Source organism: Streptomyces sp. KM273126 (assembly GCF_004337435.2).
GTDB lineage: Bacteria > Actinomycetota > Actinomycetes > Streptomycetales > Streptomycetaceae > Streptomyces > Streptomyces acidicola.
Window position 1 is genome coordinate 1,749,750 of the sequence record NZ_SJXB02000001.1, and the last position, 13,840, is coordinate 1,763,589.

The following is a 13,840-nucleotide window of genomic DNA, read 5'->3' on the forward strand; positions in this document are numbered from 1 at the left end:
GTCAAAGCCGCCCTTGTCCGGAATCGGCCCCGCCGCTGAGCGAGCGCCGCCACAGGGCGACCTAACCTCGCGCTTTCACGAGGTGGGCTGTCCAGGAGTTGAACGGAAACACGGGTCTGTCGGCCACCAGCCACAGAATGTGAAACGGCCCGCCGACTCCATCGACGGACCGTCACGAAAGTTCACAACATGAACATCAGCAGGCTGTACACGGGCACCGAACTGCTTTCGGGGGAGGAAAAACCGACGATGATCACGCTAGCAGCATCACCCGTCAACACCCATTCAACATCCACATCAGGCACACCCGCGCGAGGTCCACAGAGCAGCACGTGCATCGATCCGCGACCCCAGGGCCGTCCGCCCCCAAGCAGAGACCGCCACGAGCCTGCCCCCTGGGGCTGGACCCTGAAAGCGCCGAGAAGTCGGCGAGGCCCCTCCCCTCCTCCTGCGCCCTCCCCCCGACCTCGCTCCGCGGCCGGACACGCAGGATCCGACATCCCCTCCAAGCTCAGGCTGAGCCTGCCCGGATACCGAGCTCGGCCAGCAGGCCGCGTACGCGCTGCTCGATCTCGTCCCTGATGGGCCGCACGGCGTCCATGCCCTGGCCGGCCGGGTCTTCGAGCTGCCAGTCCAGGTAGCGCTTGCCCGGGAAGACGGGGCACGTGTCCCCGCAGCCCATCGTGATCACGACGTCCGAGGACTGTACGGCCTCGGTGGTGAGGATCTGGGGTGTCTCGGCGGAGATGTCGATCCCCACCTCCGTCATGGCCGCGACCACGGCCGGGTTGACCGATTCGGCGGGGGCGGAGCCGGCCGAGCGGACCTCGACCCGGTCACCGCCGAGGTGGGTGAGGAAAGCGGCGCCCATCTGGGAGCGGCCTGCGTTGTGGACGCAGACGAACAGCACGGAGGGACGCGGGGCAACGGAGCTCATGGCAGGGGTCCTTGCAGGCGGAGGGGCAGTCAGGAGGAGACGGGTTCTGGCTCGGCGTACGGGACGACGAGGTCGTCCGCCGTGCGAGCGGGAGGTCCGAACACGACAGCCACGGCAGCCAGCCCAAGCACGGCGCCGAGGAGCTGTGCCCCGATGAACGGGGCGACGGAGGCGGGGGCGATCCCGGCGAAGGTGTCGGTGAAGGCGCGGCCGATGGTGACGGCGGGATTCGCGAAGGAGGTGGAGGAGGTGAACCAGTAGGCGGCCCCGATGTAGGAGGCCACGGCTGTCGGGGCCAGGGAGGCGCGGCCTACGCGCTCCAGGCCGAGGACGAGCAGGATCAGCCCACCTGTGGCAACGACCTCACCCAGCCACAGGTGGCCGGCGGAGCGGTCGTGCGTCGAGAACCTCACGAGCGGCTCGGCGAACATGGCGTCGGCCAGCACCGCGCCGCCGATCGCCCCGGCAACCTGCGCGGGAACGTACGCCGCGACCTCTCGCAGGCCCGGCCCGGCGCCGGTGCGGCGGCCGGTGAACCAGGCGGCCAGGGTGACGGCCGGGTTGAAGTGCGCGCCGGAGACCGGCCCGAGCAGCGTGATCAGCACGCCCAGGCCGAAGACGGTGGCCAGGGAGTTGGCCAGCAGTTGCACCCCGACGTCGCGGGACAGCTCGGTCGCCTGGATACCGGAGCCCACGACCACGGTCACCAGCAACCCGGTGCCCACTGCCTCGGCGGCCACGCGACGGCCGAGGGACGAGGTCACGCCGTCACCCCTGCGGTCTGCGGCGTCGTCAGGAACCCGGCGAGCTTGTCCAGCGCGCCGGGCACCACCCAGTAGTACACCCACGTCCCACGGCGCTCGCAGTCGATCAGGCCGGCCTGCCTCAGCAGCTTGAGGTGGTGGGAGATCGTCGGCTGGGACAGGTCGAAGGCCGGCGTCATCTCGCACACGCAGACCTCGCCGCCCTCCCGCGAGGCGATCATCGACAGCAGGCGCAGGCGCACCGGATCGCCCAGCGCCTTGAAGACTCGCGCCAGCTCCGTGGCGCGTTCGTCGTCCAGCGGCGCGGCAGCCAGAACCGGGCAGCACGTGGCGTCCTGGTCGATCACCTCAAGCTCTTGTTTCGACATTCCTCTATGTTGACGTTTCTCGATCCAAGGCGCAAGGTTGAGCAAGGTTGCATCGATAAGCATGAATACAGCTACTTCCAGGCGGCGCCACGCCCCGTCACCCAGGAGTGAAGTGATGAGCGAGCAGTCCACCGACCTGCGTGAAACCGTTCGCCGGCGGTACGCAGCCGCGGCCGTGAAGGTCACCGAAGGCGGCACCGCCTGCTGCGGGGCCGAGCCTGTCGAGGTCGACGAGAACTTCGGTTCCACCCTCTACGCCACCGACGAGCGCGACACCCTGCCCGCCGATGCGGTCGCCGCCTCCCTCGGCTGCGGCAACCCCACCGCCGTCGCCGAACTCCGCGAGGGCGAACGCGTCCTGGACCTCGGCTCCGGCGGCGGCATCGACGTCCTGCTCTCCGCCCGCCGGGTCGGTCCCACCGGCAAGGCGTACGGGCTGGACATGACCGAGGAGATGCTCGCCCTCGCCCTGGCCAACGCCGAGCAGGCGGGCGCCGCCAACGTGGAGTTCCTCAAGGGCACCATCGAGGCGATCCCGCTCCCCGCGAACACCATCGACGTGGTCATCTCCAACTGCGTGATCAACCTGTCCGTCGACAAGCCCGCCGTCGCCGAGACCTTCCGCGTTCTCAAGCCAGGTGGCCGTATCGGCGTCTCGGACGTCGTCGCCGAGGACACTCTCACCTCCGGACAGCGCGCGGAGCGCGGCGACCACGTGGGCTGTATCGCCGGTGCGCTGTCCTTCGCCGAGTACCGCGCCGGCCTCGAAGCCGCCGGCTTCACCGGTATCGCCATCACCCCGTCGTATCCCGTCGCGGACGGCATGCACGCCGCCGTCGTCCGCGCCACCAAGCCCGCGAGGCCATAGCCTCGTCAGGGTGCGCACGGCGGCGGGACCGGGGCGACGGAGCGCCCGGGCCTCCGGCGTACGACTCGGTTCGCCGCGGTCTTCTGCAGCAGCCCGTAGGCGAGGACCGGCAGGAGAAGGTGTGGTTTGTCGGGCAGGGTGGTGGTGATCAGGACCGCGCCCGCGCTGCTGTTGTTCATGCCGCAGGCGAGAGTGAGAGACGACGCCACGGGGGCGTCCAGTCTCAGCAGGCGTGCGGCGCCGCGGCCGACCGCGAAGGACAGCAGGCAGACCAGCGACGCCACGGCCAGCGCGGCGGCCAGCAGCAGCGGGCGCGGACGGGCCAGGAAGGAGCTGAGGGCGCCGCTGGCGTTGACGTAGGTCAGGAGGAGTGAGCCGGCCAGGGCGAGCGGCACGACGACGCGGAGTACTCGGCTCAGCCACGGCGCGGGCAGTACCAGGCGGCACAGAATTCCCGCCGCGCACGGCAGGACCACGCCGACGAAGGTGAACGCCCCGCGGATGGTGTGCTCGGCCCTGCCGAGGGTGTCCGCGTAGTCGCCGCTGAGCAACGGCACGAGGGCGCCGATGACCAGGGGAACGGTGAGCGGGCTGAGGAGGGTGGAGGCGAGGACGAGCCCCACCATGGTCGGCTGGTCGCCGTCGCCCTTGCCGGTCCATACGGTGGCTCCGGCGGCAACGGGCATCGCCACGATCAGAATCATCGCGGTGACCAGGCCGCTGCCGCCGTCTGTGTCGGGCGTCCGGCGCAGCAGGAACGCCACGGCGGGGATGGCCAGCAGCGGGATCACCAGGTGCAGAACGAGCCCGGCCAGCAGGGCGATCGGGCGCCGCAGCAGGGTGCCCAGCGCGCGTAAGGGCACCTGGAGTCCGGCCGAGAAGAGCACCAGGGAGAGCAGGAGCGGTGCGGTGGACCAGGACAGGGCGCCCGCCGCGCCCAGTGGCAGAGAGTGCGTTCGGCTCAGCCACAGTCCGGGGCCCGGCAGGAACAGGGCGGCTGCATAGGACAGGACGACGGCGCGGCCGAGCCGGCGTCGCAGCCAGCTCGTTGTCGACTTTGCCGGCTCAGGCTCAGTCGGCTCAGGCTCAGTCGACTCAGGCTCAGGCTCAGGCTCAGTCGGCGGTTGGGCGCATGCTCGGGGGTTCAAGGCGGCCTTCTTCCGTACCAGGAACAGGGGCAGGAGCGGGAGCGAGAAGGAACGCCGGTATGCGAACGAGCACGTAGCTGTTCGGGAGCATGTAGCTGTTCATGGTGGCCATGCTGCTCGTACGCGAAGAGTCGTACGCGCAGTACCTCGCGGCAGTCAGGATGCGTTCAGGTGTCCGGTGACACGGTCGCTTGCCATGACCAATGAAACGTCTGAGACCAACGAAACGTCTGAGATATCCGCGGTCCCCTCGGCCGACGGCCCTGCCGTTCCCGAGCGGCACCGGCTGCGCTGGAACAAGGTGCCCGAGGTCACGGTCTACTTCTGGATCATCAAGGTGCTGTGCACGACGGTCGGGGAGACCGCGGCCGACCTGCTGAACGAGAAGGCGGGCCTCGGCCTGACCGGTGTGTCGGTGCTGATGAGCGCGCTGCTGGCCGTGGTGCTGGTGGTGCAGTTCCGTACGCGCACGTACCGGGCGGGCCTGTACTGGCTCGCCGTGGCCCTGATCAGCGTCGTCGGCACCCTGATCAGCGACAACCTCACCGACAACCTGGGCGTGCCGCTGGAGACGAGCACCACGGTGTTCGCGATCGTCCTCGCGGTCGTGTTCGTCGTCTGGTACCTCCGGGAGCGAACCCTGTCCATCCACCACATCGACACCACCGGCCGCGAGTCCTTCTACTGGCTCTCCGTCCTGTTCACCTTCGCCCTGGGCACCGCTGCCGGTGACCTGGTCTCCGAGCGCATGAACCTCGGCTACTGGCTGTCCGCCGTGCTGTTCGGCCTGGCCATCGCCGCGGTCGCCGTCGCGCACTTCGCACTCGGTCTGGACGCGGTATGGAGCTTCTGGATCGCGTACGTCCTCACCCGGCCGCTCGGCGCCTCGATCGGCGACTACCTCTCCCAGCCGACCGGCGACGGCGGCCTGGGCCTGGGCACCGTGATCACCAGCGCGCTGTTCCTGGCGGTCATCCTCGGTCTGGTCGTGTACCTGGGCGTGACCCGCAAGGACGTCAGCAACGTCAGCGAAAGGGACGTCGCCGGACCGGGGCGGGCCGCCCGGCATGCGGCCCGACCTGCCCGCTGACCTGCCCGCTGACCCACCGGCCGGCCCACCGGCCGGCCCGCGTTCAGGATGCGGTCAGGCTCTCTGTGTCACGGTCGATGGCATCGGCCGCCGTCAGTGGTCGGCTCATTTTCACAGGGCGTTCGTCGCGATTCCGGGGGCGAGCGCCCTGTTGTACGACCGGACGACCGGACAGGAGAAGTTGAGGTGGAGAAATCACAGGTCCTCACCGGCCTCGACGTATCGAGCAAGTCGAACACGTCGAAGATGTCGAGCACGACCAAGTCCGTGATGAAGAAGCTGCCTGAGGTCACGCTGGCCTTCTGGATCATGAAGATCGCAGCGACGACACTGGGTGAGACAGCGGGCGACCTCTTCGCCCAGACCCTGAAGCTGGGCTACTTCCTCACCACGGTCGCGCTGTTCCTGATCTTCGTGGTGACGCTGGTGGTCCAGCTGCGGTCCAGGCGCTACAACCCGTTCTTCTACTGGACCGTGATCCTGTCGACCAGCATGGCCGGCACCACGATGTCCGACTTCATGAACCGCGACGCCAGCGCCAAGTACCTCGCGGGCGGCGCGACCAAGCTGGGCTGGGGCCCGCAGGGCCTCGGACTGGGCTACCCGGTCGGAGCGGCGATCCTGATCTCGATCCTCCTGGCGATCTTCCTCGCCTGGAAGCTGAGCGGGATGACCTTCCAGATCCGCGACATCGTCACCTTCAGGGGCGAGGCCCTGTTCTGGTCGGCGATCCTCGTGTCGAACACCCTCGGCACCTCGATGGGCGACTTCCTGTCCGACAGCTCCGGCCTCGGCTACGCCGGTGGTGCACTGCTCGTGATCGGAGTGCTCGCCGTGCTCGTGGCCCTGATGAAGGTGCGCGCGGTGCCGAACGTGCTGCTGTTCTGGATCGCCTTCGTCCTCACCCGCCCGCTGGGCGCCACCGCGGGCGACTTCCTCACCAAGCCGGTCGCCAAGGGCGGCCTGGATCTCGGTACCGTGGGCTCGTCCGCCGTCCTGCTGGCTGTGCTGTTCGGTCTGATGGCCTACGCCCATGTGCGGGAGCGCCGGACCGCCGTACCGGCAAAGGTGGAGGTGGAGCTGGAGCCGGTCACCCGGCAGGCAGGCTGACCGTGAACCTGGCTCCGGGCGAGTGCCCGGGGTCGTAGGACACCTCACCGCCGACGGTGCGGGCCAGGCGTCGCGCGAGCGGCAGCCCCAGGCCCGCGCCGTCGTGCCCGTCGCCCGAGTCGGCACGCCGGCCGGGCTGGAACAGCTCGCCCACGAACGCGTCCGGCACACCCGGGCCGTCGTCGACGACGTCGATGCGCACCGCGCCAGGGATGCGCCGTGCGGACACGGTCACGCGGGAGCGGGCATAGCGGACGGCGTTGGCGAGCAGCGGGCTGAGGATGCGTTCGAGGAGAGCGGGCGCGACCCCGGCCTCCAGCACCGGAGCCGCCGTCTCCACGGCCTCTACGGCCCCTCCAGCCCCTTTAGCCCCTCTGGCCCCTCTCGCCTCTCCGGCCTCTGCGGCCTCTCCGGCCTCTCCGGCCTCTACGACGGTCTTCACCTGAACCGGTGTGTCGAGGTGCTGGAGCAGACGGTCGAGGACGGGCAGGACGTCGGTTGTCCCGGGGGCCGTCTCCCGGTTCAGCGCGTTGTCCCGGGCGTCGTTCAGGAGTGTGTCGCAGATGGTGCGCATGGACTGGGCGGCCTCGGCGATCACCTCTTGGCCGGCGCGGGTCTCGGCGTCCGTGCGGGGGCGGGCCCGCCACCAGTCGAGTTCCATGATGATCCGGGTGAGCGGCGTGCGCAGTTCGTGGGACAGCTCGCCCGTCAGCTGCTGTTCGTGGCGCAGTACGGTGCGTATGCGGTCCAGGAGCTCGTCCATCGAGGCACCCAGACGGGCGAGTTCGACCGGACGGTCCTCCGTGCCGAAGCGCTCGTCGGAGCCCACGGCGCTCCACTGGGTGGCCTGGTCGGTCATCGTCCGCACCGGGCGCAGTGCCCGGCCGACGGACAGACGGGTGAGTACGTAGGTGCAGCCGAGCATCACGCCGTCCAGGATGAGCGACCCCAGCAGCAGAGTGTCGGCCGAACTCCGGTACGGAGCGAGGTCCAGGGCGGTGACGACGGTGGCGGTGGCACGGCGGCCGACGACGGCGTGGGAGCACAGCCGGACGGGCTGGTGGCCGTGGGCATGGACGGTCGTACAGGCAGGCTTCGGCTGCGCGGTCAGCCTGTCGGCGGCCTGAGTCAGCGTGCTGTCGGGCGTGGCGCCCGGCGGCTTCTCCAGCAGGCGGTTTCCGGCGTAGATCCACACGTTCGCGTCGAGGAGCCGGTCGTTGACGGTTTCCAGGACCCGTACCCGGGGGCCGCTGGTGTCGATGGTCGTGGCAACGGCTGCCGCCCGGCTGCGCAGTTCGCCGTCCGCCTGGTGCTGCAGGTGCCGGTCCATCACGGCGTTGAACACCACGGTCAGGACCGTCATCAGCAGGGCGGCGGTGGTCAGCGCGACGAGAGCGAGGCGGCCGCGCAGGGTGCGCGGCACAAGGCGACGGAAGGCACGGACGGCGCTGAAGGCCCGGGAGGGACGGGAGTGACCGGAAGGACCGGAAGGACCGGAGGCACGGACGACAGGTACGGCGCGATTCATGACAGACGGTGCCCGATCCCCCGCGCCGTACCGATCGTCAGGCCGCTGCCCGCCTCACGCAGCTTGCGGCGCAGCCGGCTCAGGTACTGGTCCAGGGTGTTGTCGCTGACCTGTGCGCCCTCCGGCCAGCCCGCCCGCACCAGCTCGCGGCGGCGCACGAGCGTCCCGTCCGCGGCGACGAGCGTGGCCAGCAGCCGGAACTCCGTCGGGGAGAGGGCCACCGCCTGTCCGCCGTCGACGGTCACGCTGTAATCCACCCCGTCCAGGACCAGATCACCGGTTGTGGCGGTGGAGCGGGGGGCGACCCGCCTGAGCGCGGCACGCAACCTGGCGGCGAGTTCGGCGAGATGGAAGGGCTTGGGCAGGTAGTCGTCGCCGCCGGCGGAGAAGCCGGACAGGCGGTCGGTCAGCTGGTGCCGGGCGGTCAGGAAGAGCACGGGGGCGAAGAAGCCGTTGGCCCGCATCGCCTGGCACACGTCCCGTCCGTCCGCGTCGGGCAGACCGACGTCCAGGACGGCCGCAGCGATGTCGGCGGTGGCCAGCCGCAGGGCGGACGCGCCGTCGGCGGCCAGGACGGGCTCGAAGTCCTCGTCGCACAGGCCCCGGCGCAGCACGTCCCGCAGAGCGGGATCGTCCTCAACAACCAGGATTTTGGGGCGCATGATCCTCCACCGGCCCACCGGTCGTGATCGTACGTGCGATGAACGATGCGGGCAGCCACCGGTCTGCCGCCCGCCGGATCACTTGTCCCCTCCCCGCGCGTCGGCGCTCCGGCGGGCCCGCAGCACCTCGGAGAGAAGGGGGACCAAGGACACGCCAACGATCAACGCGACCAGCGGCAGAAGGTAGCGGTCGACGTTCGGGATCGAGGAGCCCAGCCCGTACCCCGCGAGCGTGAGGCCGACACTCCATACCAGGCCGCCGACCACCTGCCACAACGTGAACGTCCGCACGGGAACGTCCAGCGCGCCCGCCATCGGGTTCAGCACCGTCCGCACCACGGGTACGAACCGGGCCAGGACGACTGCCTTGGCGTAGCCGTACCGCTCCAGCAGTTCCTCGGCGCGCTTCGCCCCGTCGTGCAAACGCTGCGAACTGCTGCGGGCGAGCAGCGCTCCACCCGCCTTCCGGCCGATCAGATATCCGCACTGCGCCCCGGCCAGCGCACCGACGGCCGCCGCGACCAGCAGCGGCGCCAGCGACAGTTTCACCGGCCGGTCGGCGGCACCCGTGCACAGCAGACCCGCCGTGAACAACAGGGAGTCACCCGGCAGGAAGAAACCGATCAGCAGTCCCGTTTCGGCGAACATCACCACGCCGACGCCCAGCACGCCGAATGCGGCCAGCAGTGACTGGGCGTCGAGCACGTTGACTGCCTGGTACAGCGGCACTGCCTGATACAGCGGTGGGGTCATGCTGCGGGAGACCTTCCCCAGTGGCGATCCGACGCGAGTGAACGGACACAAGCGACTAACTACAGAAATGCAGACAGTCTACGGAATCAGAGACCAACGCCCGGAGCCAGAGTCCTCGACGTGCCGATCCGCAGGCCACGGGTACGTCCGCTCACGCGTCGCCCGCGCACGGGCCGGAAAACGAGACAGCGCCCGAGCCGACCGAAGCCGACCCGAGCGCTGCATAGCAGGTCAGAGGGGTTTCCTAGGAGTTTCCCCTCCCCTGCACCCGTAGGCCGTGTGGGACTCGAACCCACAACCAATGGATTAAAAGTCCACTGCTCTGCCAATTGAGCTAACGGCCCAGGCGGTGTTGCGCGATGTTGCCTCCCCGAGCATAGCCCGACGCGGCCGGGACTCCGATCGGGTATCGGCGACCCGGCCGCGTCGAAAGGCCCGCAAAAAGGCCCGCCGGAGAACAGAACGGACGGAAGAAGGACGCGAGGCGGGCCGGATACTGCCGGAAACGGCCGCCGGAGGGGCGCACCGCCCAACCAACGCGCCCCCTCCCGCGACCGGCCGGTCGACATACCCCCTGTACCCCGACGTACCCCGACCCAGCCGTGCGCAACGAACCCGGCCGACCACGCCCCAGCAACCGCTCTACGGATCCACCGGCTCCGGCGCCCCCTTCCGTGCCGTCTCGCGGGCGATCGTGCGCTCGTGGTGCGGGTTCAGGAACCAGTGGCGGGCCGAGGCCTGCCACCAGGTCGCCGCGAAACCGAGCACCACCAGTACGGCGACCGGAGCGTAGTTGAACGTCTCCCAGGTGACCGGTGAGACCTGGGGCAGCATGAAGAGGACCGTGATGATCCCCACCCACGTCACCGACACCACACCCACCACGCGCGACCACCGGCCCAGATGCCACGGCCCCCGCTCGAAGCCGTCCCCCTTGCGCAGCCGCAGCAGCGTCGGGATGACGTACGCGATGTAGAGGCCGATGACGGCGATGGACGTCACCGCCGCGTACGCCGTGACATTGATCAGGTACGGCAGGCCCAGGACCAGTGCCCCGATCGCCGCCAGCCACACCGCCGCCACCGGCGTGCGCGTACGCGGGCTGACCGTGTGCCACACGTGCGAGAAGGGCAGCGCACCGTCGCGCGAGAAGGCGTAGATCATCCGGCTGTTGGCCGTCACCGAGGCCATTCCGCAGAACAGCTGTGCCCCGATCACGACCAGCAACAGCAGCTTGCCCGCCGTCGCACCCAGCGCGTCGAGCAGGATCTGCGCGGGCGGCGCACCCGTGGGAGAGTTCAGCGCTCCCTCGTACGACTGGATCGCGAAGGTGAAGCCCAGGAGCAGCACGAAGCCCGCGATCCACGACGTCCAGATCGACCGCACGATCCCCTTCGGGCCCGCCGTCGACGCGTCGTGCGTCTCCTCGGTCATGTGGGCGGAGGCGTCGTACCCGGTGAAGGTGTACTGGGCCATCAGCAGCCCCAGCAGCACCACGTACACCCCGCTCCCCCAGCCCGTGTTGTTCACGAACTCGCCGAACACGAAGGACGCGGACTGGTGCTCGTCCGGTACGAAGGTCAGCGCGCCGACGATCACCGCCACGCCCAGCACGTGCCACCACACGCTCACGCTGTTGAGCAGAGCGACGATCCTCACCCCGAAGGTGTTCAGCAGTCCGTGGAGCAGCAGGATCCCGGCGAAGAGCAGGATGGTCCGGCCGGGCGTCACCTCGAAGCCGAACTGCAGGTTCAGGTACGCGCCCAGGAAGGACGCGGCCCCGAAGTCGATACCGGCCGTCACGGCCACCTGGCCAAGGACGTTGAACCAGCCCGTGAACCACGCCCAGGCCGCGGCGCCCCTCTCCGGCGCCAGCCGGTGCGCCCAGAAGTACAGGCCCGCCGACGTCGGGTAGGCCGAGCAGATCTCGGCCATCGACAGGCCCACGAAGAGAGTCATCAGGCCGACCACGACCCAGCCCCAGGTGATCACCGCCGGGCCGCCCGTGTTCATGCCGAACAGGTACAGCGTCAGACAGCCCGACAGGACCGAGATGATCGTGAAGGAGACCGCGTAGTTGGAGAACGCCGACATGCGGCGGGCGAGAACCTGGGTGTAACCGAGCTGGGCCAGCCGCTCTTCGTCAGACAGCCCACTCGCACTGACGTCATTTGTCATGCCCCCAGCGATTCCCCCGCCAGGGGCGTGACATGCGTCACAAGCCGCTGGAAGTGGCTAGAAGAGACCCTTGTAGCCCTGCCAGCCGCTCGCGATCTTCACGCGAGCCCCGAAAGACCCCTTGCCGTTGCCGTTGTTGCGGTACAGGTTTCCGGCGGTGTCCCGCGCCACGAGGTCGTTCCTGCCGTCCCCGGTGATGTCGCCGACGCCGACGATCGCGTTGTACGACCCGCCCCAGTCGGAGAAGACCTTCACCCGGTCCTTCAACAGCCCGGTCCCCGTGCCGTCGTAGCGCCACAGGGTGCCGGCCCTGTCCCGGGCCAGCACGTCACCGAAGCCGTCGCCGTTCAGGTCGCCGGCGCCCACGATCTTCGTGTAACCCGTCCATCCCGCACGGACCTTGACCCCGGCCTTCAGCTTCCCCGCGCCGTCGTTCGCGAACAGGTAGACGTCACCGGTCGACGCCTTGCGAGCCAGCAGATCGGCCCTCTTGTCACCGGTCAGGTCGCCGGGCGAGGTCAGCACGTCGTACGCCTTCCAGCCCGTGCCGAGCGAGGTGTGGCTGCTCGACGGGGTGTACGACGCACCGCACTTGCCCGCGTACCGGCGCAGCTCGCCGTTCGGCATGCGGACGAGCATCTCGGCGCACCGGTCGCTGCCCATGTCGCCGAAGGGGACCACGACGGTGCCCGTCGGCCAGCCGGAGGCCGACCGCTTGAACTCGAAGGTGCCCGCACCCTCGGTGTAGTGCAGCGTCAGACCGCCCGAGGAGTTGAGCGTGACCAGCTCGCCGTAGCCCAGGCCGCCCTGGTCGTGGTGGGCCGGGAGGCCGCCGGTGAGCTCGATGTCGCCGCTGGTGGTGTACGTGCCGCTGCCCTCGCTCGCCGTGGCGGTCAGGGTCCAGGTGTAGTTCCCGTTGTACGCGTACGTCCCCCCGCCCGTCTTCCCGTCCCACATGACCTCGGCCTCCGTGCCGCTGCCGGTGACGGTGTACGCGGCACGCCCGAGGGAGTCCTTCACCGTGAAGGTCCAGGTGGCCGGCTTGCTCAGCTGCCAGCTGCTGCCCCAGGCGGAGGTCCTGGCGTCCAGGTAGGCGGTGTCCACCTCCGACTCGATCTTCACCAGCGGCTGCGAGGGCACCCCGCTCCGCACGATGCGCACGGCCTTGTCCGCGTCCACATACGCGATGTCCCCGCCGAACTTGTCCACGGCCCACGTCTGGCGCCGCTGGTCGGCGGTGTTCCCAGCGGGGAGGTCGGCGATCTCCCGAGCGGCCGCGGCCGTACCGGTGTGGAAGTCGGTGAGCACCAGTTTCCCGGCCGTCCGGTCGTGCCGGACCAGATAGCCGTCACCGACGATCGCGGGCCCTGACGGCACCGTGATCTTCCTCTTCGCCGTACGGTCGTACACGCCCGCCGCGCCCGTGGGCCCGCAGTTCCAGTAGACCCAACGGCCCACCACCTGCAGTTCCCTGACCGTGCAGGGCGCGCCCGTGGCGAGCGTCTCCACGGTCTTCTTCTGCTCCAGGTCGTACGCGGTGACGGCACCGGCACCGGATCCCGGCGTGTACAGCCGCGGGCCCCACACGGAGGCGGCGGTGGCGGCCCGGGTCATACGCACGTCCTGCGTCCGTATCTCCTGTACGGAGTCCACGTACTGCTTGCCGGTCGAGGCGGCGTCGTAGACGAAGTAGCGGCCGGTGACATCCACGAACCGGCCACCGGTCACGGCCGGTTCGGCCGTCGAGTGGTAGCTGTTGCGGCTCAGCCAGATCTGCGCGCGTTCCTTGCCGCCCTCGACGCGGAAGTAGCCGACGTTGCCGTTCCCGGCCGCGCGCAGCGGCACACAGGCGCCGGCGTCGCACGACACCCGCTGCACGTGAACATCGCCCGCGTAGGGGCCGGCGTATCCGCGAGTATCCCGCTCGCCCACCGTGGAGCCGTCCGCGGAGACCTGGCGGTTCGTGACGTACTGGTAGCCGTTCGGGGCGGTCTCCACCGTGGTGAGCACACCGCCCGCGTAGTCGATGCCCCACACGCCGTCGGTCCGGACGGGCGTCGGTGCGGTGTCCGCGGCCGCGAGGCCGGCGGCGGTCAGCGAACCGGCACCCAGGGCGGCCAGGCCCATCAGAGTGCATGCGATACGGCCACGCCGGACCGCGGAAAAGCGTGCGCGTACACGCCGGGTCAAGGGTCCCTCCCCAGGGATGTGAGAAAGGCATGGCGGCGGCCGCGCCGAAACCCCCCGGCCATGCTCGTCCATGCAAACCAGGGGATGTTAACAACCGTCACACAGGTTTCGGTAGTGAATTGAAGGGTGACTGGAAAGCTTTTTCTCCGTCTCCGAAAGGGCCTTCGGAGAACCGGGCACGCACCCTGGGGAAGTGCCGAGAAGGGCCCGTACGACCGGAGTCGTACGGGCCCTTCAGGGACGG

13 protein-coding genes and 1 tRNA gene are annotated in these 13,840 nt (G+C 69.5%); 3 read left to right on the forward strand and 11 right to left on the reverse strand.

Annotated features, from left to right (window positions below):
• Positions 1 to 182 precede the first annotated feature (182 nt).
• The 4 genes from E0500_RS07665 to E0500_RS07680 form a co-directional block, all read right to left on the reverse strand.
• Positions 183 to 338 carry a hypothetical protein gene (locus E0500_RS07665; protein ID WP_165935013.1) on the reverse strand — a complete coding sequence of 52 codons (156 nt, stop codon included), beginning with the start codon at positions 336 to 338 and terminating at the stop codon, positions 183 to 185.
• A 173-nt stretch (positions 339 to 511) separates the two neighbouring features.
• Positions 512 to 937 carry an arsenate reductase ArsC gene (locus E0500_RS07670; protein WP_131564015.1) on the reverse strand — a complete coding sequence of 142 codons (426 nt, stop codon included), beginning with the start codon at positions 935 to 937 and terminating at the stop codon, positions 512 to 514.
• A gap of 29 nt (positions 938 to 966) precedes the next feature.
• A complete protein-coding gene (locus tag E0500_RS07675) occupies positions 967 to 1,701 on the reverse strand; it encodes an MIP/aquaporin family protein (protein ID WP_181586907.1) in 735 nt (244 codons plus the stop codon).
• Positions 1,698 to 2,069, reverse strand: a complete 372-nt coding sequence (locus tag E0500_RS07680) for a helix-turn-helix transcriptional regulator (RefSeq protein WP_181586908.1) — start codon at positions 2,067 to 2,069, stop codon at positions 1,698 to 1,700. The genes E0500_RS07675 and E0500_RS07680 overlap by 4 nt, the downstream gene beginning before the upstream one ends.
• 115 nt (positions 2,070 to 2,184) lie before the next feature.
• Between E0500_RS07680 and arsM the strand changes: the two genes are divergently transcribed.
• Positions 2,185 to 2,937, forward strand: a complete 753-nt coding sequence (gene arsM / locus E0500_RS07685; RefSeq protein WP_131564013.1) for an arsenite methyltransferase — start codon at positions 2,185 to 2,187, stop codon at positions 2,935 to 2,937.
• A gap of 5 nt (positions 2,938 to 2,942) precedes the next feature.
• On the opposite strand, the gene E0500_RS07690 is transcribed toward arsM, so the two are convergent.
• Positions 2,943 to 3,977 carry a sodium-dependent transporter gene (locus E0500_RS07690; RefSeq protein ID WP_258573204.1) on the reverse strand — a complete coding sequence of 345 codons (1,035 nt, stop codon included), beginning with the start codon at positions 3,975 to 3,977 and terminating at the stop codon, positions 2,943 to 2,945.
• A gap of 304 nt (positions 3,978 to 4,281) precedes the next feature.
• Between E0500_RS07690 and E0500_RS07695 the strand changes: the two genes are divergently transcribed.
• Complete coding sequence (locus E0500_RS07695; protein ID WP_258572660.1) at positions 4,282 to 5,175, forward strand: hypothetical protein; 894 nt, start codon at positions 4,282 to 4,284, stop codon at positions 5,173 to 5,175.
• Positions 5,176 to 5,361: 186 nt separating this feature from the next.
• The gene (locus E0500_RS07700; protein ID WP_309504982.1) at positions 5,362 to 6,285 is read left to right on the forward strand and encodes a hypothetical protein; all 924 of its coding nucleotides are present in this window, start codon (positions 5,362 to 5,364) and stop codon (positions 6,283 to 6,285) included.
• Here the strand turns inward: E0500_RS07700 and E0500_RS07705 are convergent.
• The 6 genes from E0500_RS07705 to E0500_RS07730 form a co-directional block, all read right to left on the reverse strand.
• Positions 6,266 to 7,648, reverse strand: coding sequence for a HAMP domain-containing sensor histidine kinase (locus E0500_RS07705; RefSeq protein WP_309505211.1), 1,383 nt, complete (start codon positions 7,646 to 7,648; stop codon positions 6,266 to 6,268). The two genes, E0500_RS07700 and E0500_RS07705, sit on opposite strands and share 20 nt — an antisense overlap.
• Before the next feature lie 161 nt (positions 7,649 to 7,809).
• Positions 7,810 to 8,475: a response regulator transcription factor gene (locus tag E0500_RS07710; RefSeq protein ID WP_131564010.1), complete on the reverse strand. Its 666-nt coding sequence runs from the start codon at positions 8,473 to 8,475 to the stop codon at positions 7,810 to 7,812.
• 78 nt (positions 8,476 to 8,553) lie between these two features.
• Positions 8,554 to 9,228, reverse strand: a complete 675-nt coding sequence (locus tag E0500_RS07715; RefSeq protein ID WP_131564009.1) for a DedA family protein — start codon at positions 9,226 to 9,228, stop codon at positions 8,554 to 8,556.
• A gap of 271 nt (positions 9,229 to 9,499) precedes the next feature.
• Positions 9,500 to 9,572, reverse strand: a tRNA-Lys gene (locus E0500_RS07720).
• A 298-nt stretch (positions 9,573 to 9,870) separates the two neighbouring features.
• A complete protein-coding gene (locus E0500_RS07725; RefSeq protein ID WP_131564008.1) occupies positions 9,871 to 11,406 on the reverse strand; it encodes an amino acid permease in 1,536 nt (511 codons plus the stop codon).
• Between the two features lie 57 nt (positions 11,407 to 11,463).
• Complete coding sequence (locus E0500_RS07730; protein WP_258572661.1) at positions 11,464 to 13,533, reverse strand: FG-GAP-like repeat-containing protein; 2,070 nt, start codon at positions 13,531 to 13,533, stop codon at positions 11,464 to 11,466.
• Between the last annotated feature and the right edge of the window lie 307 nt (positions 13,534 to 13,840).

What these genes read in the sequence shown, in the direction of transcription:
- E0500_RS07665 (WP_165935013.1), bottom strand. Translation starts at nt 338, where the DNA reads ATGCACGTGCTGCTCTGTGGACCTCGCGCGGGTGTGCCTGATGTGGAT.
- E0500_RS07670 (WP_131564015.1), bottom strand. Translation starts at nt 937, where the DNA reads ATGAGCTCCGTTGCCCCGCGTCCCTCCGTGCTGTTCGTCTGCGTCCAC.
- E0500_RS07680 (WP_181586908.1), bottom strand. Translation starts at nt 2,069, where the DNA reads ATGTCGAAACAAGAGCTTGAGGTGATCGACCAGGACGCCACGTGCTGC.
- arsM (WP_131564013.1), top strand. Translation starts at nt 2,185, where the DNA reads ATGAGCGAGCAGTCCACCGACCTGCGTGAAACCGTTCGCCGGCGGTAC.
- E0500_RS07695 (WP_258572660.1), top strand. Translation starts at nt 4,282, where the DNA reads ATGACCAATGAAACGTCTGAGACCAACGAAACGTCTGAGATATCCGCG.
- E0500_RS07705 (WP_309505211.1), bottom strand. Translation starts at nt 7,648, where the DNA reads ATGACGGTCCTGACCGTGGTGTTCAACGCCGTGATGGACCGGCACCTG.
- E0500_RS07710 (WP_131564010.1), bottom strand. Translation starts at nt 8,475, where the DNA reads ATGCGCCCCAAAATCCTGGTTGTTGAGGACGATCCCGCTCTGCGGGAC.
- E0500_RS07715 (WP_131564009.1), bottom strand. Translation starts at nt 9,228, where the DNA reads ATGACCCCACCGCTGTATCAGGCAGTGCCGCTGTACCAGGCAGTCAAC.
- E0500_RS07725 (WP_131564008.1), bottom strand. Translation starts at nt 11,406, where the DNA reads ATGACAAATGACGTCAGTGCGAGTGGGCTGTCTGACGAAGAGCGGCTG.
- E0500_RS07730 (WP_258572661.1), bottom strand. Translation starts at nt 13,533, where the DNA reads ATGGGCCTGGCCGCCCTGGGTGCCGGTTCGCTGACCGCCGCCGGCCTC.